This window comes from Propionibacterium freudenreichii subsp. freudenreichii, from assembly GCF_000940845.1.
GTDB classification, from domain to species: Bacteria; Actinomycetota; Actinomycetes; order Propionibacteriales; family Propionibacteriaceae; genus Propionibacterium; species Propionibacterium freudenreichii.
This window is the reverse complement of the sequence record NZ_CP010341.1, coordinates 2,581,220-2,602,530: the sequence shown is the minus strand read 5'-3', so window position 1 is coordinate 2,602,530 and position 21,311 is coordinate 2,581,220. Positions and strand designations below refer to the sequence as shown.

Genomic DNA, 21,311 nt, shown 5'->3' with positions numbered 1-21,311 from the left:
CGAGTCGCAAGGAGACCCATGCCTATCGATCCGAAAGCCAGCCCCACCCAGGAGAACGGTGCCCCGGCGGCGAGCGAGGAGCACTCGCTCACTGTCGGTGCGGACGGCCCCATTGCACTGCATGATGTGCATCTGGTTGAGACCCTGGCCCATTTCAACCGTGAACGCGTGCCCGAGCGCAGCCCCCATGCAAAGGGCTCCGGCGCCTTCGGCACCTTCACCGTCACCGGCGACGTCACCGCCTATACGAAGGCCGACTTCCTGCAGCCGGGCCGCAGCACCCCGATGCTGGCCCGGTTCAGCACCGTGGCCGGCGAGCAGGGATCGCCCGACACCTGGCGCGATGTGCGCGGCTTCGCGTTGAAGTTCTACACCCAGCAGGGAAACTTCGACATGGTCGGCAACAACACGCCGGTGTTCTTCATGCGCGATCCGATGAAGTTCCCGCATTTCATTCGGTCGCAGAAGCGGCTTCCTGATTCTGGCCTGCGCAGCCCCAATATGCAGTGGGACTTCTGGACGCTGTCGCCCGAATCTGCCCACCAGGTGGCATATCTGATGGGGCCGCGTGGCCTTCCGGCCACCTGGCGTGAAATGAACGGCTATTCGTCGCATACCTATTCATGGATCAATGCTGGCGGCGAATTGTTCTGGGTGAAGTACCACTTCATCAGCGCGCAGGGCGTGCGGAACATGACGGCTGCGGAGGCTGCTGAGATCGCCGGCGATAATGCCGACTTCCATCGTCAGGACCTGTTCGACGCCATCGCCGATGGTGATTTCCCCAGCTGGGACGTCAAGGTGCAGGTGATGCCCTACGACGATGCCCGCGAGTACCGGTTCAATCCGTTCGACCTCACGAAGGTGTGGCCGCACGGCGACTACCCGCTGATCGATGTGGGTCGGTTCACGCTCGACCGCAATCCCGACAACTTCTTCGCCGAGATCGAGCAGGCCGCCTTCTCACCGTCGAACTACGTGCCGGGCACCGGCATCTCGCCCGACAAGATGCTCATGGGCCGCGTGTTCGCCTACAACGATGCGGCGCGCAACCGCATCGGGGCGAACTTCGAGCAGCTGCCGGTGAACCGCCCGGTCATCCCGACCAACGCGTACACCTTCGACGGCCACATGCGCTTCGACCATTCGGGGGCAGCGCCGGTCTATGCGCCCAACTCGGCGGGACGTCCGTGGGCCGAGGGTGGCGGCCGGGCCGAGGACTCGTGGGAGTCCGATGGCGACCTGGTGCGTGCCTCGGCCACGCTGCATTCGTCGGACGACGACTTCGGCCAGGCCCATGCGCTGGTGCGCGATGTGTTCAGCGAGGAGGACCGGGCCCAATTGGTGAATACGATCGTCGACCAGATCGTGAATACCGATGTGGTGGAGCCGGTGCGCAGCCGCATCGTCGAATACTGGACGAAGATCGACGCCGAAGTGGGTGCCGATATCGCCGGACGCATCTGAGCACGCCCAAGGGCATGTGCCCGCGATGGCCTGAGCTGATGTGACACAACAGTCCCGCCGGCCGATCCACGTGATCGGTGGGCGGGACTGCTTTATTGCCCGAGTGGTGGTGGGTGCCACCAGTTTCACGCCGGCGAGGGCTATGGGCGCACGAACAATCCCTTCGCGGCGTCGGCGGTGGTGCGCTCGTGCAGCTTGTAGTGCTGCTTCTTGCCAGTGGCGGTCATCGGCAATGCGTCAACGAAGGCATACAGGCGCGGACGCTTGTAGTTGGCCAGGGTGGCGGCGTCACGGCACAGCCGGTCGAGGTGGCGCGCGGCCTGCTGGTGGTCGGTGAAGGCACCGGGCTCGGGCACCACATAGGCCACCACGACCTGGCCCCATTCCTTGTCGGGCAGGCCCGTGACCAGGCTGTCGACCACCTGATCGTCGGCGTCCAGGATCTCCTCCACCTGCACGGGATGCACGTTCTCGCCGCCCGAGATCACCATGTCGTCCTTGCGTCCGACGATGGTCAGTGTCTCGGTCTCGTCCCAGGTGGCCAGGTCGCCGGGATAGATCCAGCCGTCGCGGAACTTCTCAGCCGCTTCGGCGTCGTGACCGAGGTACGTGTAACCGGCCTTCGGAGTGCGCATCACCACCTCACCCACCTCCTTGTTGTCCTTGGCGGCCAACTCATCGGGGGCGGCGGTGCGGTCGTCGAACAGCCTGACCACCGCCACATCGTCGTCGAGGCAGGCATGCCCGGCGGTGCCGGAGCCCTCCGGCAGGTCGTAGGGACGCAGGTAGGTGTTCCAGAAGCCCTCGGTGGTGCCGTACCCGTTGGCGATGCGGGGGCTGAGCACGCGCTGGTAGCGCAGGGCGGCGGCCCTCTCCAGTGGGGCGCCCATGGTGACGATGCCCGACAGCGAGCTGAGGTCGCGCGGCCTGCGTTCCTGGGCGTCGGCCAGTCGCTCGAGGTTCGTGGGGGCGCCGACCACATAGGCGAGTCCGCGCTCGGCGATGGTGTCGAGCACCGCGTCCGCGTCGAACTTCGGCATGATCACCACCTCGCCGCCCAGGTAGAACATCGTGTTGGGTCCGGCGCAGTAGTTGCCGCCGCGGTGGAACCACGGTGACATATTGAGCGTCGATTCGTGGGCATTCAGCGGGAAGTGCATGATCACGTCGTGGGCGGTGAGCACTTCGTTGAGGCTGGTCAGCGGCACCGGCTTCGGCATGCCGGTGGTGCCCGAGGTGAACAACAGGCTGGTCCAGTCCCAGGTGGACGCGTCGTCGGGGGCGTGGAAGCTGGGCGCCTCGTCAGCGAGCAGTTCGTCGAAGCGGATCGCGCCGGGCAGCAGCTCACCGGAGCCGACGCCGGCCAACGTCTGCGGGTTGAAGTCGGCCAGTTCCAGCGCGTGGGCCACCTGATCGGCCAGCCTCACGTCGTAGACGAACACCTTGGGCCGGGTCTGGTCGAACACGTGGGCGAGCTCGCCGGCCGCCAACCGGAAGTTGGACGGCGAGCTCACCGCGCGCAGGCCCTGGGCGGCAATGTAGAGCATCGCGAACTCGGGGCAGTTGTACAGCTGGTAGGCCACCAGGTCGCCCTTGCCGACGCCGCGCGCCGCGAGCCCCGCGACCAGCCGGCCGGTGTCGCGTCCCAGCTCGGCGTAGGTCCAGTGGCGCCCGCTGGGCAGGTCGGTCATGGCAGGGCGATCGGCATAGCGGTGGATATTGCGCTCGAATCCGGACGCCCAGGTGAAGTGGTGCTCGAACACCTCGCGGAACATGGTGGGTTGCAGTGCGTCGAGGCTTTCGTTCATGGGGATCTCCTTGGCCAGCCGCTGCCGGGAGGCGTCCCGGCGCTCATCGCCCGCCCGGCCCGCTGGGTCGCGGCGGGCCGGGCGGGCAGCATGGCCTGGTTTGCGTCGTGTTGTCGTCATCATCGGGGTGGTCGCCACAGGTGGCGGTCCCGACATCCAAGTTACGCGAACGTAGGTTTCGACGAGCAGCTGTCCATCGTCCGCGAAGGGCGCACGGTGGGGTTGCACTCGTGGCATGGACCTCCGCCGCGGAACCTCCTGCGACGCTCACACAGCGGTGATCCGCCAGCTCTGCTGGCGGCGAAATCCCGGTAAAGTTCTGCCGGTGGGCTGCTGATCCGCCCGCCGTCGGGCCGGGGGCGCGCACCGGAGGGATGAACGCTGGCAAGCGCATTCACCACCACGGGCCCCCGCAGGATCACCGGTTGTGAGAATGACGGGTACGACGAACCCCCGGCTGTTGAACAAGGAGCGAAAATGCGCGTGACCACCGAGAGCCTCAGCGACACCGCGACCCTCACCAGTTACCTCCTCGACGACGCCCCCACCACCCATGCGGTGGACCCGACGATGCCGCCACGCCCCGCGGTGCTCGTGCTGCCCGGCGGCGCCTATCTCGAGATCGCCGAACGAGAGGCCGAGCCGGTGGCCACCGCCTACCTGGCGGAGGGCTTCAATGCGTTCGTGCTGCGCTATGCGGTGGGTGCCGACGTCCCCTTCGAGGCGAGCCTTGCCGACGCCACCGCCGCCCTGCTGCGCATCCGCTCGGGTGCCGAGGAGTTCGGCATCAACCCGCACCGCATCGCCTGTGCGGGCTTCTCGGCCGGCGGCCACCTGGCGCTCGCGCTGGGCACGATTGCCGAGGAGGCCCCCGATGCGCTGGTGCTCGGCTACCCGGTGACGATGGCGCAGATGGGGCGTCCGCTGGGCCAGCGCATCCCCGACCTGGTGGGCGCCATCACGCCCGACACCCCGCCGATCTTCGTCTTCGCCACCTGCGGCGACCCGATGGTGCCGGTGCGCAACACCCTCGACCTCATCGCCGAGCTCGACTCACACCTGGTGCCCTTCGAGTCGCACGTCTACCTGTTGGGCGGCCACGGGCTGTCGCTGGCCAGGCCTGCCAGCTCGGGCGGACAGGCCCACAATGTGGAGCCCGGCGCCGCCGAATGGTTCGCCGATTCGGTGCGCTTCCTGCACACGGTGTTCGTGGACGTCGAACTGGCCGGCAGCCAGCCCGGCTACGACACCCTGCTGCTGCGACGCCGCCTCGGGGTGCACATGCCGTTGCGCAACCTGGTGGCCGACGAGCGAGCCGTGCACGTGATGGCCGCCGCCGCCCCGGCCCTGACCCTGGCCGTGCAGGACGGCGAACTGTCCCTGCTGGTCAGCCCCGCACAGGTGGCCCAGCAGTCCCCCGACCTCATCGACCGCGAGACGCTCGACAGGTTGCAGGTGTCCCTCGACGAGCTGAACTGAGCGGTTCGACCCGCGCGCTCTGCCCAGGACGACGATAGGGGCGGATGAGGCACCGTCTTCGGTGCCTCATCCGCCCCTATCCCTGCTCTGCGCGTGGGCTATTCGTCCAGCTGCTCGAACTTGCGGCTCCAGGCATTGCGGATCGGGTTGGCGTCGGCCACCAGCTTGGTGAAGCGGTTGTCGGCGATTGCCACCACCTGGGCCACCGCGATGCGGCGCTCCAGCTCGGGCGAGTGCTCGACGCGACGCCAGGCGTCCTTCACGAGCTGTTCGCGGCTGGCCAGGTTCTCCACCGCGATCACCATCGGCATGTCGAAACGGTCGCGGTAGGCGTGCGACGCGGCGCGCACCTCCTGGCGCTGCACATCGTCCATGCGGTCAAGCGCCACCGAGCCGGTGTCGATCTGGGCCTGCAGGTCGCCGTTCTCGTCGCTCACCAGGTCGGCAATGTCGAAGTAGCCGCGCACCAGGTCCTTCTGGCATGACGGCTCGGCGGTCAGCACCGAGTCCTCGAAGGCCTGGCGCAGTTCGGTGGTGGAGTTGAACGGACGCAGCTCCCAGGCGCTCTCCACCGGCCAGGTGGTGCCGCTGAACAGCTCACCGAAGGTGTCGACGAATTCGTCCTTGCCCATCCGGTTCACCTGGTCGAGGCTCACATTGCGGCCCTTCTTCGAGCGGGCGACGTCGGGGCTGCGATGCGGGCCGATGTGGAAGAAGGCGATGTTGAGCACGATCGCCACGATCGAGCCGAAGGTGACGCCGGAGCCGAAGAAGATCGACAGCCAGCTGGGCACCATGCCGGCCAGGTCGGGCTTGAGGGTCACCAGCAGGGCCAGTCCGATCGAGGTGGACACGATCACCGCATTGCGGTTGTCGTGCATGTCGGCCTTGCCGAGGGTCTGGATGCCGACCACGGCCACCGAGGCGAACATGGCCAGCGACGCGCCGCCGATCACCGGGGTGGGGATCGCGTCGACGATGGCGCCTGCCTTGGGCAGGATGCCGAGCACGATCATGATGGCGCCGGCCATCGTGACCACCCAGCGCGACTTCACGCGGGTGAGCCGCACCAGGCCGACGTTCTGGGCGAAGCAGGTGTAGGGGAACGAGTTGAGCACGCCGCCCAGGGTGGTGGCCAGGCCGTCGGCCCGCAGTGCATTGGCCACGTGCTTCGAGGTGATGCGCTTGCCCACCACCTCACCGGTGGCGAAGACGTCGCCGGTGGTCTCCACGGCGGTGATCGCCATCACGATGAGCATCGAGATGATGGCGCCCACCGAGAACTTCGGCATGCCGAAGAAGAAGGGGGTGGTGACGCCGAACGCGGCGGCCTGGCCGACGCCCGAGAAGTCGGCGTCGCCCAGGAAGACGGCCACGATGGTGCCGGCGACCAGGCCGATGAGCACCGAGATGGTGGCCATGAAGCCCTTGAACAACCACTGCACCAGCACGATCACGGCCAGCGTGCCCAGTGCGTAGATGAGCCCTCGCATGGTGCCCGAGACCGGGCTGCCGCCGGCCTTGGCGGCTGCGGTGCCCCACGAGACGATGTCGTTGGCGGCCACCGACAGCAGCGTGGTGCCCATGATGGTCAGCAGGGTGCCGGTGACCACGGGCGGGAAGAAGCGCAGCAACTTCGCGAAGAAGGGTGCCACGAAGAAGGTGGCTAATCCGGCCACGATGATCGATCCGTACATGGTGGCCAGGCCGCCGACCCCACCGCCACCCGCCAACCCGATCGCGATCAATGGACTCACGGCGGTGAAGGTGACGCCCTGCAGCAGGGGCATACGCACCCCGATCTTCGGTCCCAGTCCTGCCGACTGGATGATGGAGGCGATGCCGCAGGTGAACAGGTCGGCGTTGATGAGGTGAATCGTGGTGGCCGAATCAAGCCCCAGGCCCTGGGCGATCACCAGCGGAACGATCACCGCCCCGGCATAGAAGGCCAGCACATGCTGCAGGCCGAGAATCGTGAGTTTGGGTATGGGTGGCACCCGGTCAACCGGATCTTTCACGGTTGGCGCGGTGGCGGTCAATGACATGGACAGGGCTCCTGGATCGAATGGACGAGTCATTGTCTCGCCACCGCGCGCCGGGTGCACGCCCGCTTGCCAAACGGGCACCCCCGACGGCCGATGGCGGGCCATGTAAGGGTGGCGCAGCAGATCAAGCAGTGGGCGGTGACGGGGGTGGCACAGTTGTTCACCCGGGTGTTCACCCAGGTGTCCGCAGGCTTGCCCACGCAGCGTCCGGCCGGGTGGACGGCCTTGTCAGCGCCCTGATCCGGCATCTTTCGGGGTGCCCGGGTGCCGCGGACGGGTTCCCGCGCTGATCACAGGTGCATCAGGATGGATGTAGCTGCCCGGCGCAGGATGGCCGTCAGCGCAAAGTCGACGAGTATAAACCCACAAAAATGGATTAAGCTGTGTGTCATGTGTCCTTGCTCCCAGAACCTCCACGGTGACCTCGTGTCCCGCGTGGGTGCTGTGCGCGTCGGGCATGCCGTGACGGAGCTCGTCGCCGAGGGCCCGGTCCCGCGATGCGGGCGAGCGTCATGAGGAAGTTCAAGGCCAGGTTCGTGTGGGCCGGCGTGGCAGTGGCTGCCGTCGTCGGGGTCTCCGCCGCCTGGGTTGCCGGATCCGTGGGGCCCGGCACGGCGCAATCGCGTCCGGTGGCGGCCGGCATGACCGCCGAGCAGCTGCTCACCCTTGAGCCCGCGAGCAACGCATCGGGCGGCGACCAGAGCGTCGACGCCAGTGGCAACGGCCAGGCGCCGGTTCCGAGGGCTGGTCAGGACACGCCGTCCTCACCGGCCGAGGGCCAGGTGTCGGCGCAGGTGCGCCATTACTTCGACGTGGATCCGGGCACGGCTCTGCCGCCGGACGCCACCATCTCGCCCGACCCCTCGTCGTGGCGCAAGATCGACGACAAGACCGCCGTGATGCGCGTTGACGTGCTCACGCCGGGCGCTGCCGCCACCCCCTACGCCGCCGTGATGGCCGAGCAGGGTGGCGAGTGGAAGGTGATGGGCACGCTCAACGTCGATGAGACGCCGACGCCCACTCCCACGCCCGAGGAGAACGCCGAGCCCTCCGCGCCGGCATCCTCACCCGCCAAGGGTGCCCCGGCCTCTGCGGCCGTCCCCTCGCCCACGCCCTGACGCTGCTGCTGGGTGCCGCGGCTAGTGTGGCTGTCCAGGCGTCCATCAGGAAGTGACCGTGAGTATGTCCACTCCATCAGCAGGTTCGAACGGGCGTCCCACCGCCCGGCAATCTGCGGGCAAGCAGCCCGTGGCCCGGCAATCCGTGGCGGACCCATCGAAGGCGTGGTGGCGCGACGCGGTGATCTACCAGGTCTATCCGCGTTCCTTCGCCGATTCGGATGGCGACGGCATGGGCGACCTGGGTGGTGTGCGCGAACACCTGGGCGACCTGGAGGCGCTGGGCGTCGACGCGGTGTGGCTGAGTCCGTTCTTCCCCTCGCCGCAGGCCGACGCCGGCTATGACGTGGCCGATTACCGTGACGTCGATCCGCTGTTCGGCACCCTTGATGACTTCGACGCGCTGCTGGCCGGCGCGCACCAACGCGGACTGCGGGTGGTGATCGACCTGGTGCCCAACCACACCAGCAGCAAGCACGTGTGGTTCACCGCGGCCCTCGCCGCGGCGCCCGGCAGCCGCGAGCGCAACCGCTATGTCTTCCGTGACGGACGCGGCGAGCACGGCGAGTTGTCGCCCAACAACTGGCCCTCGCAGTTCGGCGGGCCGGCCTGGACGCGCGTCGACGACGGCACGGCGAATCCCCAGTGGTACCTGCACCTGTTCGACGCCGGCCAGCCCGACCTCAACTGGGACAACCCCGAGGTGATCGACGAGTTCCAGGACATCCTGCGCTTCTGGTTGAACCGTGGCGTCGACGGCTTCCGCGTCGACGTGGCACACGGCCTGGTGAAGCAGCAGGGCCTGCCCGATGTGGCCTCCGGCGAGCATGACGCCCTGTCGCGCCTTGATGATCCGCGCTGGGACCAGCCCGGCGTGCACGACATCTACCGCGGCTGGCACCGGGTGCTCGAGGGCTTCGGCGGCGACCGCATGCTCGTGGCCGAGGCCTGGGTGGCCGACGCCACGCGACGCGCGCTGTACGTGCGTCCCGACGAGATGCAGCAGGCATTCAGCTTCGGCTACCTGATGGCCGGTTGGGACGCGGGGGCGGTGCGCCACGCGATCGACGACGCCTTGGGCGCCAATGATGCGGTCGGCGCCACGACCACGTGGGTGCTGTCGAACCACGATGTGGTGCGCCACGCATCCCGGTTGGGATATCCCGTGCCGGCGTCCGACCAGGGGGCCCCGGCCCCCAGCTGGACCAATGGGATCGGCCCCGACGACCCGAAGCCCGACGACGAACTGGGCCTGTCGCGCGCCCGGGCCGCCACGCTGGGCATGCTTGCGCTGCCCGGCAGCGCCTATCTCTACCAGGGCGAGGAGCTCGGCCTGCCGGAGGTCACCGACCTTGCGCCCGAGGTGCGCCAGGACCCGGAGTTCCTGCGCACCGCCGGTGCCGTGATCGGACGTGATGGTGCCCGCGTGCCGTTGCCGTGGGACTCGGGGGCGCCCGCCTTCGGGTTCAGCCCCTCGGGCAGGAGTTGGCTGCCCCAACCGGCCAGCTTCGCCGATTACGCGGCCAACGAGCAGCGCGGACATCCCGGATCGACGCTGGAGATGTACCGCGCGGCGATCGACCTGCGGCGCACCCATCGGCTGGGTACCGGCAGGATGCACTGGAACGAGGCGGACCCGGGCGTGCTCGACTTCACCAATGGCGAGGTGCGCGTGGTGGTGAACATGTCGCGCTCACCCCAGCCGCTGGGAGACCACGTGCTGGGTGACCAGGCGTCGGGGGATCAGGCGACGCGCGACCGGGCCCTGCTGCTCGAGAGCAGCCCCGGATCGGTGATCGACGGCCAGCTGCAGCCCGATCGCTGCGTGTGGCTGCTGGTTGGGTGAGCGGGCGGCGTGGTGCGCGGCCCGGATACCCGCTCATCCCCAGTCCATCACGTCATATGAGTCATCTGCATCGTGGATGGCACACCCTAACGCGTGTCTTGTCCGGTGCACCGCCGTCCCCGGTCGGGTCCCGGGATCAAGGCATTTCAGGGTTTCCTGCGACCCTCGCCACAGGCGCGGCTTCCCCGGCCGTCCCTAGAGTGGTGGGGTGCGCACCGCACGCAAGGGGCCACGCCACGGGCGGAGGCCACGCCGCGGTGCGCAGTGCCAGCGAAGGGCATCAGGCAATCCGAGACATGGGGGAACGCGATGACGCAGGGGACGCCGCGGGATCACGATCCGCGTCATCGTCGCCGCGATGACGAGACCGACGTGGAGCGCACCATGCAGCTCCCGCCGGTGGGTGGACGGGATCCGTCGAACGACGATGCCGAGCCGACGGTGTACATCCCCGCGCCGAACGAACCGACGGTGAGCCTGCCTTCGGATGAGCCGACGCGTCCGTTTTCGGGGCCGGTGAATGGTTATCCGGCTGATCCGACGGTGAGCCTGCCTTCGGATGAGCCGACGCGTCCGTTTTCGGGGCCGGTGAATGGTTATCCGGCTGATCCGACGGTGAGCCTGCCTTCGGATGAGCCGACGCGTCCGTTCTCCGGGCCGGTCAATGGCCAACCGGCCGATCCGACCGTCCCGCTCAGCGCCGCCGGCTACCCGGGTGACCCCTACCGCAGTGGCTATCGCGATGACCCCTATTCCGAGGGTTACCGGGCGTCGTCCTCGCAGGGCGGCCCGGAACCCACCAAGGTGCTGCCCGGCGTCGAGGCCGGTGCGGGTTACGGCGGCGCACAGTATTCCGACCGGGGGAACTACTCCGGCCGGGGCGGCTATCCGTCGGGCCCCGACTATCCCGGCCCACCGAACTATCCGGGCACCGGCTACCAGGAGCCCACCGGCCCCGAGCCGCAGGGCAACGGCGGGTCCAACAAGACCGGACGCCGCATCGTGTGGGTGCTGCTCGTGATCCTCGCATTGGTCGTCGGCACCGTCGTGGGGGCGGTGGGCCTGGGCGGATCGTCGTCGCCCTCGCCCACGGTGACCGCCACCACCACGACGACCAACACCGTCACGGCACCCCCGGTGACCACCACCACGACCGCGCCCGGCCCGACGGTCACCGTCACGGGCGGCAATCCGATCGGCAGCGCCTGGTCGCAGGCCACCAGCCAGGTGGGGTCCACGAAGGTGGGCGGCATCTGCTTGGACGAGGGCTCCACGGGCACCGCCAGCGACGGCACGGCAGTGACCTGCCGCAAGGCCGACGGTGAGTTCCTGCCCCATTGGCAGGCCCAGTGAGCGCGCCGGGGATGATGTGGCGCGTCCGCGTGGTTGATGCTGGTGGAGGCGCGCACCCCCGTGACGTCCCTGCCAGTCGACGCGAGCACCTGCCGACGCGCGCACTCGTCGCGTCCGGCACGCCGCCAGTTCCCCGACCAACTAGACCCTGACAAGCCCAGATACGCCCTCACGAGCCAGAAACCCCAAGAAGAAGGAATGCGAACCATGATCCTGAACGAGACATTTGACCTGTCCAATGGCGAGAAGATCCCCAAGCTCGGATTGGGCACATGGTTCATCGACGATGACCGGGCCGCCCAGGCGGTGCGTGATGCCGTGCAGATCGGCTACCGCAATATCGATACCGCCCAGGCCTACGGCAACGAGCAGGGCGTCGGCGAGGGCGTGCGCACCGCCGATGTCGCCCGTGACCAACTGTTCGTCTCCACCAAGCTGGCCGCCGAGATCAAGGACTTCGACCAGGCGGTTGCCGCGATCGACGGCTCGCTGGCCAAGCTCGGCCTGGACTACGTCGACCTCATGATGATCCACAGCCCGCAGCCCTGGAACGACTTCCGCGGCGGCAACTACGACGAGGGCAACCGGGAGGCATGGCGTGCGCTGGAGAAGGCCCACCACGAGGGCAAGGTTCGCTCGATCGGCATCTCGAACTTCCTGAAGGAGGACGTCGACAACATCCTGGGTTCGGCCCAGGTGGCGCCGCAGGTGAACCAGCTGTTGGTGCACATCGGCAATACGCCCCAGGAACTCATCGACTACTGCACGTCGAAGGACATCCTCGTGGAGGCCTATTCGCCCATGGCCCACGGCGAGATGATGGGCAACGAGCGCGTGCGCGACATCGCCGAGGACAACCACGTCACCGTGCCGCAGCTGTCGATCCGCTACGCCCTGCAGCTGGGCACCGTGCCGCTGCCGAAGACCGCCAACCCCGACCACATGCGCGCCAACGCGCAGGTCGACTTCGTGATCTCGGACGACGACATGGCCACGCTGCGCGGGCTCGACCAGACGGACTACGGCAAGTACACCAAGTTCCCCGTGTACAGCGGCAAGTAAGCGTCGCGCCCGGGCGCCGGCTGGGGAACCCCCAAGCTGGTCAGTTGTGCGGCGTCATAGCCGCACAACTGACCACCCAACAGCTTTCCTGGGGAGGCCGAGGCGCCGGGTGCCCGGAGAGTCCCCGCGGCTGATCTGCCGACGGGCGTCGTCCATCCGTTGACGCTGCCCCAACGCCGCTATAGCGTCCCAGTAGATGTGTCGCCGCGACGTGGGGGCGCCATGGGAGCACGCGTGGCCGGAAGCCCGGCCCGTCGCGCTAGCTGGGCGACCCCACGTGGCGGGTGACATACGACCTGTGCCTGTTCACCTCCACCCCGAAAGGCCCGGCAATGACTTCCGACACTCCCTCTCGCGACAACCCCGCCCCGCACGAACCGCAGTCGTACGAATGGGATCCTCGCGCCCCCGAGGTGCTGGACAACCAGATCGCCGCCTACGACGCGCTGCGCGCCCGGTGCCCCGTGGCCCACAGCGAGCAGATGGGCTGGTCGTTGTTGCGCCACGACGATGTGTTGCGCGCCGCCACCCAGACCCGCACCTTCTCCGCGGTCGTCTCGAAGCACGTCGCGGTGCCCAACGGCATGGACCCGCCTGAACACACCGTGTACCGCACGATCGTCGACCGCTACTTCACCCAGGAGGTCGTGGATGCGTTCGAGCCGGCCTGCCGGGCGATCGCCGCGGACCTGATCGCCGCGCTGCCCCGCGACAAGCCGGCCGACATCGTCAACGACCTGGCCGAGCCCTTCGCCCTGCAGGTGCAGTCGGCCTACCTGGGATGGCCGGAGCGCCTGCGCGAACCGTTGCGTGAGTGGACGCTGAGCAACCGCCGGGCCACCGCGTCCGGCGACCGGGCCGCCACCGCCGCCGTGGCCGAGCAGTTCGATGGCTACATCACCGGCCTGCTCGACAAGCGACGCGCCATGGGCGACGCCGCCCCGGACGACCTGACCACCCGCCTGATGAAGGAGCAGGTCGACGGCCGAGTGCTGAATGACGGCGAGTTGGTGTCGATCCTGCGCAACTGGACGGTGGGCGAGCTGAGCACCATCTCGGCCGCCGCGGGCATCGTCGTCGACCACCTTGCCGAACATCCCGATGTGCAGAGCCTGATGCGTGCCAAGGCCGGCTCGCCTGCCACGCTCGACGATGCGGTGGACGAGATCCTGCGCATTCATCCGCCACTCATCTCGAACCGTCGCGTGGTGGCCGAGCCCACCGAGATCGGCGGACGCCAGTTTGAGCCGGGGGAGCGCTTGACGATCCTGTGGGCATCGGCCAACCGCGACGAGGACGTGTTCGGCGATCCCAATGAGTTCCGCCTTGATCGTCCGCGCGAGGACAACCTGCTCTACGGGGCCGGGATCCACGTCTGCCCGGGTGCGCCGTTGGCGCGCCTCGAGCTGCGCATGCTCACCCAGGAATTGCTGGCGGCAACCGGCACGATCACGCCCGACCGTGCGGCCACGTCGCAGTACGCCAGCTATCCGGCCAGTGGCTTCGCCGAACTGTCGGTGATCCTGGGTTCGGTGACCGAGGGCTGACGCATGTGGGGCGGGTTGCGCGCCCGGGTGGCGCGCGACCCGCCCACTGCGCGGCCGCGTGCCGAGCGCCCATGGTGGGCGCCGCCCGATGTGGCGGCGGCTAGTGGCCCTGGTTCAGCCAGAGCTGGAGCCCGATGAGGGCGATGCCCGGAATCAGCGTCAGCAACATGAGGAAGAAGAAGGGACGCGTCGGCCCGTTCCACGCCCGCTTGTTGAGCACCGCCCGAATTCGGAAGGACAATCCGAAGAGCACGGCAAACCCGAGGCCAATAACGAACAGCACGGTGCCGACCCCGAGGATCGGTTGTGCCGTGAGGTTTGCCACGATGTCATTCATGCGGCGATTATGCCATGCGATGGATGCGCCCGGAATGCCCGGGTGGTGGCCTTCCCGCCGTGGCACGCGGGCGGCAATGCCGTCACTCAGGGTGGCATGGGGGGCGCCCGGGGCGGTGGTGTAACGCGTAGCCACGAGCCTGTTGGTGCTGCATGTGCCAGGCGCGGACGGGGAACCAGCCCCGGCGCCGGGCGCACATTGTCGGTCCGGGGGTGAATTGCGTGCAACCAATGAGCGCCTTCATCAAGGTGATCGGGTTCTCGTCGGCTGGTATTGCCCGAGCGCCATTCTGGGCCCCGATTATTCTTGTTACCGGAAATTGAACGGCCGGCGATCGAGTGTTCATCTGGATGAGGGGATTCGAGCATGGATGGTGCATTACCTGCCCGGGCGCGGGGGCTGCGGCACGCTCGTCCACACGCGGGTGAGGGGGCCACGACCTTCGAGCTGTTCTTCGACCTCGTGTACGTGTTCGCCGTCACCCAGGTCACCGACCTCATCTCCCACGAGCACGGTGCCGAGGGGGTGCCGCACGGCCTGATCCTGTTCGGGATGCTGTGGTGGACCTGGTGCACGTTCGTCTGGCTGGGGAACCAGCTGCGCGCCGATGTCGGACTCGGCGCGGTCGGGTTCGGCCTCGCACTCGTCGGCGTCTTCGTCATAGCCCTGGCGATTCCGTCGGCATGGGACAGCGCCGGCGAGGGGCTGCCCGGGCCCGTCGTCCTGGTGAGTGCGTATCTGTTCGTGCGGCTGGTTCATCTCGTCGTCTACACGATCGCCGCCCGGGATGACGCCGGACTGCGCCGGCAGATCGCCATTTCCCGGTTGCCACTGCTCGTGCAGGCCGTGCTGCTGGTGATCGGCGTCGTGGTGGGCGGGCAGGCGCAGACCGCATTGTTCGCCATCGCAATGCTGGGGGAGTGGCTGTCGGTCTACCTCACGTCGCGGCACGGGAGTTGGCGCATCTACAGCGCCTCCCATTGGACGGAGCGCTTCGAGCTGTTCGTGCTGATCGTCCTGGGCGAATCGCTGGTGGCCGTCGGGGTCGGGGCCGGGGAGCATCCGCTCACGATCCCGCTGCTGCTGGCGGCCGGGCTGGGTGTCGTGCTCGCGATCTGCCTGTGGTGGCTCTACTTCGATCTCGTGGCGGCGGCCACGGGGCGACGCGTTGCCGAGTTGGCGGGCACCGAACGTATCCGCATCGCCTTTGAGGCCTACGTCTATGGCCACTTTCCCCTGGTTGCGGGGTCCTCCTCGCGGCGGTCGGCGTGGAGGGTGCCCTGCGCCTGGCCGGCACGGACGAGTCCCTCGGTGCGTTCTACGGCCTGTGCCTCGTGGGTGGCGTGGCGCTCCACCTCATCGGGCACCTAATCTTTGACCTCCGCGTGCAGCGCGCCAGGAACGTCGCGCGTGCCTGTGCCCTGGTCATCCTGGTGGGGCTCGCGCCCGCGATCATCAGGCTGCCCGCCCTCGGGGGACTGGCGGCGGTGACGATGGTGCTCGTCGTACTCGTGGTCTTCGAGCGCCTGTACTTCGCCGAGCTGCGGCGCCAGTCGCGCGACGCATAGGTGGACCGGCGGATGGGGAGGACCTTTGCAGGTTAGACGACGTAAAGGTCCTCCCCATCCCGGGCCTGCCCGGCGTGCGGTGCCATGGCCGGGGACTCGAGGATAGGTGCGGATTAGGCACCAAAGACGGTGCTTTATCCGCACCTATCCTGCGGGATCAGCGCGTCCCGGTTGGTTTCGACGCGTCCCACCACCACAACCATGAACTGGGCGGGGGCGCACAGAGTGAGCGGGGGATCCGGGGAAGCCATGTGCACCGGCCCTCGCACAACGGGCCCCGTGCACCTCAAGAATTGTGGACGCGAGTGGACTCAAACCGAACACCTGGCAGAGGTTCGAGCGGCTTGGTTCCGCGTGGAAGCAGGCGAAACTCGGTCTCGGCGATGAGCCGGAAGCTGCCGTCGAGGACGACCTCGGCGTCGTGGCGAACCCTAGGAGACGAGCTAGAACACCGCTGACGGAGAGCCAAGTGGACGCTATCCGAACTGCCCGAGCGAACGGCGAGAGCGTGGTGTCGATCTCCCGGCGGTTCGGCGTGCACCGGATGACCGTGTGGACGCACACGAAGGACTTGCTGTGATCACGCTGGGAGGACTTGCCGCTCCCCCTCAGTGGCCGGGCCTGATCCGGTTCTGCGCGAGCCGATCAATCACCTGACTCGGCAGACAGCCGTTCTCGGTCATGACAGACCGGACGTGCTGCTTCTGGGCATGCTCGGAGGCAATACCGATGGCGGTCGTAAGCAGGTCCGCCCAGACGACGGCAACGTCACTGGCTATCTCCCCCACGACCCTGGTCGATGTCAGGTAGACGTTGGGGTTCGCCGCTTGAGCATGCTGCGGGTCCACCGACAGTTTGTCCGACACGATGATCGCTGGACTACCCGCCGGCGGGTGATCCATCCCTCTGTCCGCCGCCAGCTGGTCGAGCTGAGTGTTGGCCTGGCGAACGTCCTTCAGCGGAAGCAGGCCGCCGTTGTGCTCCTCCGACTTCGCCTCGATGGTCATCCACATAGCGGTGCCCCATACCCAGGCGGAGTCGCAGCGGCCCTGGCCCTTCGGCTTAGAAGCCTCCGCCCCGAGGAACGACCCGAGAGTCGTCAAACCGCGTTCATACCTGATGGCTTCATCCTGGTCGAGTGATTCCTGCATCTCGGTGAGGGCTGTGTTGATCCGCTTCGGCTTGATCTGTCCACGCAGGCGGGCGACCACCTGGTTCACAGCCACGATGTCCTCGAGGACAAGCGGAACCTCCTCGGCGCCAGGCAGTTCTCGCATCTCCTTGAGCCAGGTGCCGCGATTGGCCGCGAGAGCGGCCTCTCGAACGAGCTGTCGGGCACGTGATCGCTGGGTTTCATCCTGGGCTCCAAGGTGCAGCCACACACCTGCGATGTACAGCAGCAGACCGCGGTAGCCGCGCGTTGCCTCAGGGCCGACATGGGGCACCGCTTCCTGCATCTTCTCGCTGGCACCTATCCAGTCGCCCCCGAATGCCAGCTGCCAGGCCTCAACCTCAAGCGCCGCGGCCTTGCCGAGAGCATCTGTTCCAGGAGCCTCGACTTTGACGGCGTCCTGCCGGAACTCGGCCACCATGGGCTCACCCTGCTTACGCCAGTCGGCACCGTGTTCGAGGAACACTCCGACGTTCTCGATTATCTCGTCGGGATCGGTGCCCCTGCTGTTCTGCCAACCGAACTCAACCTCGGCCTGTAGCTCCGGTTCGAGTGCCTTGAGGTTCTCGGGCCTAGAGAAGTACTTCATGATGTCCGAACCGAGCACGACGACCACGGCGTAGTCGTTCGGGCCACGGGTGCAGCGCCCGGCGCCCTGCACGATGCGGGTACGGAGGCGCTCTGCGAGGGCTGCGTTGGCCTCTGCCCGCTCACTCAGGAATCGCTCCTGTAGCCCGACTGCGTCCGGTCTCCCGTCAAGGACAACAATCCGGCAGGCTTTGCCGGGCAGATCGAGTCCGTCATAACGATTGGCCAGCCCGAGTACTCCACTCGAAGCCTTCGCGAATGACTCCAAGCCGTTCCGTTCTAGATCGTCCCGTCCCATGACCGGCACGTCGTTGCCGGCCAGTGCCTTCGCTGTCGCCTCGGTGTTGGCGATGGTCTCCTGGCTGAGCACGAGCGCCTTGTCGGTGAGGCCGACTATCTGCTTCGTCAGCTCCACTGCGTCTCCGTCCTTGACCAAGTCAGGGAAGACGAACAGCCTCCGGCCAGAGCGAGGAGGTGTCTTGGTCGGAAGCGGCATTCGCACGATCTCACGCCGACCGAAGGCGCGCTCCAGTTCCCCGCCAGAGCCTAGAGTCGCCGACAGGTAGATGCGCTGCTTGGCGCGAGCGAAGACACGGTTCTCGTACGTCGGCGGGATCATCGGGCGGATCTGGATACCGCCGTAGGACAGGTAGACACAGCAGGCTGCCAGGCCCGGCCGGATCATAGCGAGCTTGTACGAGTGAGGCTTGGGCAGACCTGCCAAAACGGCGTCGAGCTTCGTCAGCGCCGTCTGGTCGACCGCAGGCAGGATTAGGCGCACTTGGTGGTGAGCGCCGGGATCGGGGTCGCCTTCAAGTCGCTGGATGAGGAGTCCAGACAGGAACGGCTTCAGCCCTTCCAGGACCTCGAGGTATGCGTCCTCATCGTCGTGGCGACGGATGCTGATGCCATACTCATTGCCCACGAACTGCTCGCCAGCGTGAGCATCGTCGAAGATCAGGAGCCTGGGCTCGGGCAGCTTGGGACTGCTGTTGAAGACCGCACTGTAAGTCGTGATCCCAATTGCCTCGCCACCCTCGACCGATGCCTCATCCGCCGGATCCCAGTACTTGGCACTTCCGATCAGGAGCGCGGCCGCAATGCCCTCGCGCTCAGCGGTCGCCGCCACCTGACGCGCGAGCTGCTTGGTCGGTGTGGCGTAGATAACAGGACCTTCGGCCTTACGTCGCACCCACTCCCCGACGAGCAGACCTGGCAGGGTCTTGCCGGTTCCCGTCGGTAGCTCCAGCGCGAGGTCCGGGGTGTCCACGTGGTTCTCGGCGTAGGCACGGATGACGTCGCCCTGATGCAGCCAGAGAGAGTCGACAGCGTCCGTGGTGCGTGGCAGAGTCCCGCTGAGGTACAGCTCCTCCGGCGACGGAAACTGTTGGACCGCCCGCTTCGTCTTGCCCAGAAATGCCATGTGCGTCAATGCCTGCCTGTTGTTGCGCCGAGTGCTTGCTGCTCTACTCCAACTCCCGCCGGTTCGGAACTAGGGAGGTCATCACGGCCTTGAACTGCTTGCAGCGTTAACGGTACTTGAGGCGGAGCAGTTCGGGGACGACGACATACTCATGGAGGTTCTCGGCCTCGGTGGCGAGGTTGTCCGGCAGTGTTATGTCTTACGCACAGAAGACCCCACCTGCCCGGTAGGCGCTTGTCTGGCCCTGCTCGGATTGGCCGCGCTGAGCGGGTCCTGACTCAGCGCCGCCCAAACCAGTGTCGCAGGATGCGACTGGATGAGGCGGCATCGACGTCGACAACCGCGGCACCGGCCTGCCCCGCCGAGTTACCCACAGGTGCGGCACTTGAGCCGAACAGCAGCTGACGAATCGCTTCCACGTCCTCGTCGCGCCAGGCCGCGAAGAGTTCCAGCGCGGAGATCACCGGCTCGGTCTGCGCCAACAAAAACTCCGGCCTCGCGTATGGCGTCGGCCTCCGATCAAGAGGCACCTTGCGGAGATCATGACTGATCACAAGCGCGCCTCCGTCGATCGGAGAAGCGCCCGGCAAGCTCGGCCACTCACGTAGGTGCCGGATCAAGTCTTGGTAGGCACGTTCGGGAGCGCTCCCGTTCGCTGACTTCACCTCGACCAATCGCGACAAGCCTCCGTAGGTACAGAGCAGGTCGGCGTTCTTGGTGTCTCCGAGCTTCTCGTCAAGGTCAACAACCTCGATTCCAGCGGTCTCGAAGACGGCGCGAACGGCGCTGACCAGTTGCTGGCCAGTACCGTAAAGAAGTCCCTCGCGGGTCGCCACGGCGGCATCCTGTGCGTCCTCGATCTGGCGCTCAAGTTCGATGCGGCGCGCGGCGTAGTCCAGCTCCAGATCGGCCAGCGCGGCATGGGCGTCCCGTTCACGCCGAGTCATCAGATCCCTGTCTGAGGTCAACGGACGCCGCGCACGGCGCATCGCCCCAGGAACGAACGCCGGGAGCGCTTGTTCCAGTAGCCACGGAAGCAACAGCGTCCAGGAAGTCTCGACCGGAACGACGTAGCGTCGCTCCACACCATCCGGCGATATCCAGACCGCCACAACTGGTTCGCCCAGCTCCGTCTCCAAGATAGGCAGCAGCGTTCCTTCGGGAGGGTGGTCCTCGCGGCCGTACACGGACTCCAACACTGCACCGCTGAGCGACAGGCTGCGCCACGTAGGTGCCTGCGTGGCGCTGAGTAGTCGGAGCGCGAGCTGGCCGTCCGCATCATCGAGGTCGGAGGCGGCCCGAACCCGCGCGCCCTTGCCGATTGTGCGACCGTCGATGCTCGTGTAGGTCTGCCCAATCGAGACCGAGCTGACAGGTGGATCGAAGACGTTGTGCACGTTGCGAGACGCGCCTTCGGTCTCACCGATCGGGCTGATCACTAGAGCTGTCTCGCCCCGCCGCTCAGCACCTTGACGGAAGCGGTTGAACTCGTCGGCGCCTTGACCAGAGAAAATGCTCGGCTGCAACGCAGCCGCGCAGTCTGCGGCGTCGAAACCCACCCAACGTGGCTCGAATCCAAGCGCACCCCAGTCAATGTCTGGCCTGGCGATGGACGGCCGTTGTTTGTCACGCAGGTATGGTGCCGCATCGTCGCCATACTGCTGTTGTCGCGCCTCTATGTCGTCCCAATGCTCAGGTGGTTCGGATCCGACGTGGACCGGCATCGGCAGTTGCGTCATTCGTTCACCTCCGCCGGCCTCTGGGCGAAGTGGACGGTCAGCGCACGCATCTTCCGCATGTATGTCGGAGCAATCGTCAGGTGAACTCGAGCGGTGTCCTCGTCAATCTGGCGGCCAGTGGGGTGGCCAACCTCGTTGCGGGTCAGGCGGATCAGGTCAGCGATGGCATCCAGCGTGAGAGAGTCGGCGAGCCCATCCGGCAGATCCTGGCGGATCGGCTCGATGCGCTTTCGGAACTCCGTCCACAAGGCGAAGTAGTTGCTTCGCGGCCGCGCTAACTCCTTGGCCATAGCCGGCGCGCCCGAGACAGTAGAGGCGGCGTAGGACGCAGCCATGACCAGGAAGGCACGTTCTGCGGCGACTCCAAGCATGACGGAGGTGGCGAGGTAGCATCGCCCGTTGAACGACTGCAACGCCTCTGTCAGGTAAAGTTCCACGAGTTCGTCCAAGTCGGGGATGTCTCGTCGAACCCGATCCATGTAGCCGTCGGGGTCGCGTGGCTCCCAGGAGCCGCCCTCAGCCACCCTTCGGCCATCTGTCGATAGGTGCCACTGCCAGTTGTCAGTGCCTGATCCCTGGCCGGCGGTGTCGAGGTAGACCAGTCCCTCACCGACCAGACCCCAGAAGGCCTCCCACACTTCCGTCTCGGAACAGCCAACTTCCCGGTGAAGGGTTGCCACGAGGTATGGGCGGCCAAAGCGCGAGGCACCTCCAGTGCCGAGGCGGTCAAGAACAGCGCGCCGCACGTCCACAGTCATGG

At 67.0% G+C, this 21,311-nt stretch carries 14 protein-coding genes and 1 pseudogene; 9 read left to right on the top strand and 6 right to left on the bottom strand.

Annotation, left to right across the window (positions count from 1 at the left end; genetic code table 11):
* Positions 1-18: 18 nt before the first annotated feature.
* Positions 19-1,467, top strand: coding sequence for a catalase (locus RM25_RS11425; RefSeq protein ID WP_044636518.1), 1,449 nt, complete (start codon positions 19-21; stop codon positions 1,465-1,467).
* 140 nt (positions 1,468-1,607) lie between these two features.
* Here the strand turns inward: RM25_RS11425 and RM25_RS11420 are convergent, their stop codons facing one another.
* Positions 1,608-3,275, bottom strand: a complete 1,668-nt coding sequence (locus RM25_RS11420) for a class I adenylate-forming enzyme family protein (protein WP_044636517.1) — start codon at positions 3,273-3,275, stop codon at positions 1,608-1,610.
* Positions 3,276-3,758: 483 nt separating this feature from the next.
* Here RM25_RS11420 and RM25_RS11415 point away from each other — a divergent pair, with 483 nt between their 5' ends.
* Positions 3,759-4,754, top strand: coding sequence for an alpha/beta hydrolase (locus RM25_RS11415; RefSeq protein WP_218915920.1), 996 nt, complete (start codon positions 3,759-3,761; stop codon positions 4,752-4,754).
* 98 nt (positions 4,755-4,852) lie between these two features.
* Here the strand turns inward: RM25_RS11415 and RM25_RS11410 are convergent, their stop codons facing one another.
* Positions 4,853-6,799, bottom strand: a complete 1,947-nt coding sequence (locus RM25_RS11410) for a solute carrier family 23 protein (RefSeq protein WP_044636516.1) — start codon at positions 6,797-6,799, stop codon at positions 4,853-4,855.
* Between the two features lie 111 nt (positions 6,800-6,910).
* On the opposite strand from RM25_RS11410, the gene RM25_RS13340 reads away from it, so the two are divergent.
* The 6 genes from RM25_RS13340 to RM25_RS11385 all read left to right on the top strand — a co-directional run bounded on the left by RM25_RS13340 (position 6,911) and on the right by RM25_RS11385 (position 13,725).
* Complete coding sequence (locus RM25_RS13340) at positions 6,911-7,039, top strand: hypothetical protein (protein ID WP_257009035.1); 129 nt, start codon at positions 6,911-6,913, stop codon at positions 7,037-7,039.
* A gap of 272 nt (positions 7,040-7,311) precedes the next feature.
* On the top strand, positions 7,312-7,917 hold the full coding sequence (locus RM25_RS11405; protein WP_055344933.1) for a hypothetical protein: 606 nt from the start codon (positions 7,312-7,314) through the stop codon (positions 7,915-7,917).
* A gap of 64 nt (positions 7,918-7,981) precedes the next feature.
* A complete protein-coding gene (locus tag RM25_RS11400; RefSeq protein WP_052809221.1) occupies positions 7,982-9,763 on the top strand; it encodes a glycoside hydrolase family 13 protein in 1,782 nt (593 codons plus the stop codon).
* A 309-nt stretch (positions 9,764-10,072) separates the two neighbouring features.
* Positions 10,073-11,116 (top strand): chromosomal replication initiator protein DnaA, encoded by a 1,044-nt coding sequence (locus tag RM25_RS11395; protein WP_044636514.1) that lies wholly within the window; start codon positions 10,073-10,075, stop codon positions 11,114-11,116.
* Between the two features lie 207 nt (positions 11,117-11,323).
* Positions 11,324-12,178 carry an aldo/keto reductase gene (locus RM25_RS11390; protein WP_044636513.1) on the top strand — a complete coding sequence of 285 codons (855 nt, stop codon included), beginning with the start codon at positions 11,324-11,326 and terminating at the stop codon, positions 12,176-12,178.
* A gap of 332 nt (positions 12,179-12,510) precedes the next feature.
* Complete coding sequence (locus RM25_RS11385) at positions 12,511-13,725, top strand: cytochrome P450 (RefSeq protein WP_044636931.1); 1,215 nt, start codon at positions 12,511-12,513, stop codon at positions 13,723-13,725.
* Positions 13,726-13,825: 100 nt separating this feature from the next.
* On the opposite strand, the gene RM25_RS11380 is transcribed toward RM25_RS11385, so the two are convergent.
* Positions 13,826-14,062, bottom strand: a complete 237-nt coding sequence (locus RM25_RS11380; protein WP_044636512.1) for a hypothetical protein — start codon at positions 14,060-14,062, stop codon at positions 13,826-13,828.
* Between the two features lie 366 nt (positions 14,063-14,428).
* Here RM25_RS11380 and RM25_RS11375 point away from each other — a divergent pair.
* Positions 14,429-15,630, top strand: a pseudogene (locus RM25_RS11375) (low temperature requirement protein A).
* Between the two features lie 608 nt (positions 15,631-16,238).
* On the opposite strand, the gene RM25_RS11360 reads toward RM25_RS11375, so the two are convergent.
* The 3 genes from RM25_RS11360 to RM25_RS11350 all read right to left on the bottom strand — a co-directional run bounded on the left by RM25_RS11360 (position 16,239) and on the right by RM25_RS11350 (position 21,309).
* Positions 16,239-18,812: a DEAD/DEAH box helicase gene (locus RM25_RS11360; RefSeq protein WP_044636508.1), complete on the bottom strand. Its 2,574-nt coding sequence runs from the start codon at positions 18,810-18,812 to the stop codon at positions 16,239-16,241.
* Positions 18,813-19,090: 278 nt separating this feature from the next.
* Positions 19,091-20,551 (bottom strand): hypothetical protein, encoded by a 1,461-nt coding sequence (locus RM25_RS11355; protein WP_052809220.1) that lies wholly within the window; start codon positions 20,549-20,551, stop codon positions 19,091-19,093.
* Positions 20,548-21,309 (bottom strand): hypothetical protein, encoded by a 762-nt coding sequence (locus tag RM25_RS11350; protein WP_044636507.1) that lies wholly within the window; start codon positions 21,307-21,309, stop codon positions 20,548-20,550. Before RM25_RS11350 ends, RM25_RS11355 begins: the two co-directional genes overlap by 4 nt.
* Between the last annotated feature and the right edge of the window lie 2 nt (positions 21,310-21,311).

Excerpts from the sequence above, each read along its gene's own strand:
- RM25_RS11425 (WP_044636518.1), top strand. The coding sequence starts at position 19 with ATGCCTATCGATCCGAAAGCCAGCCCCACCCAGGAGAACGGTGCCCCG.
- RM25_RS11420 (WP_044636517.1), bottom strand. The coding sequence starts at position 3,275 with ATGAACGAAAGCCTCGACGCACTGCAACCCACCATGTTCCGCGAGGTG.
- RM25_RS11410 (WP_044636516.1), bottom strand. The coding sequence starts at position 6,799 with ATGTCATTGACCGCCACCGCGCCAACCGTGAAAGATCCGGTTGACCGG.
- RM25_RS11405 (WP_055344933.1), top strand. The coding sequence starts at position 7,312 with ATGAGGAAGTTCAAGGCCAGGTTCGTGTGGGCCGGCGTGGCAGTGGCT.
- RM25_RS11400 (WP_052809221.1), top strand. The coding sequence starts at position 7,982 with ATGTCCACTCCATCAGCAGGTTCGAACGGGCGTCCCACCGCCCGGCAA.
- RM25_RS11395 (WP_044636514.1), top strand. The coding sequence starts at position 10,073 with ATGACGCAGGGGACGCCGCGGGATCACGATCCGCGTCATCGTCGCCGC.
- RM25_RS11390 (WP_044636513.1), top strand. The coding sequence starts at position 11,324 with ATGATCCTGAACGAGACATTTGACCTGTCCAATGGCGAGAAGATCCCC.
- RM25_RS11385 (WP_044636931.1), top strand. The coding sequence starts at position 12,511 with ATGACTTCCGACACTCCCTCTCGCGACAACCCCGCCCCGCACGAACCG.
- RM25_RS11380 (WP_044636512.1), bottom strand. The coding sequence starts at position 14,062 with ATGAATGACATCGTGGCAAACCTCACGGCACAACCGATCCTCGGGGTC.
- RM25_RS11360 (WP_044636508.1), bottom strand. The coding sequence starts at position 18,812 with ATGGCATTTCTGGGCAAGACGAAGCGGGCGGTCCAACAGTTTCCGTCG.
- RM25_RS11355 (WP_052809220.1), bottom strand. The coding sequence starts at position 20,551 with ATGACGCAACTGCCGATGCCGGTCCACGTCGGATCCGAACCACCTGAG.
- RM25_RS11350 (WP_044636507.1), bottom strand. The coding sequence starts at position 21,309 with ATGACTGTGGACGTGCGGCGCGCTGTTCTTGACCGCCTCGGCACTGGA.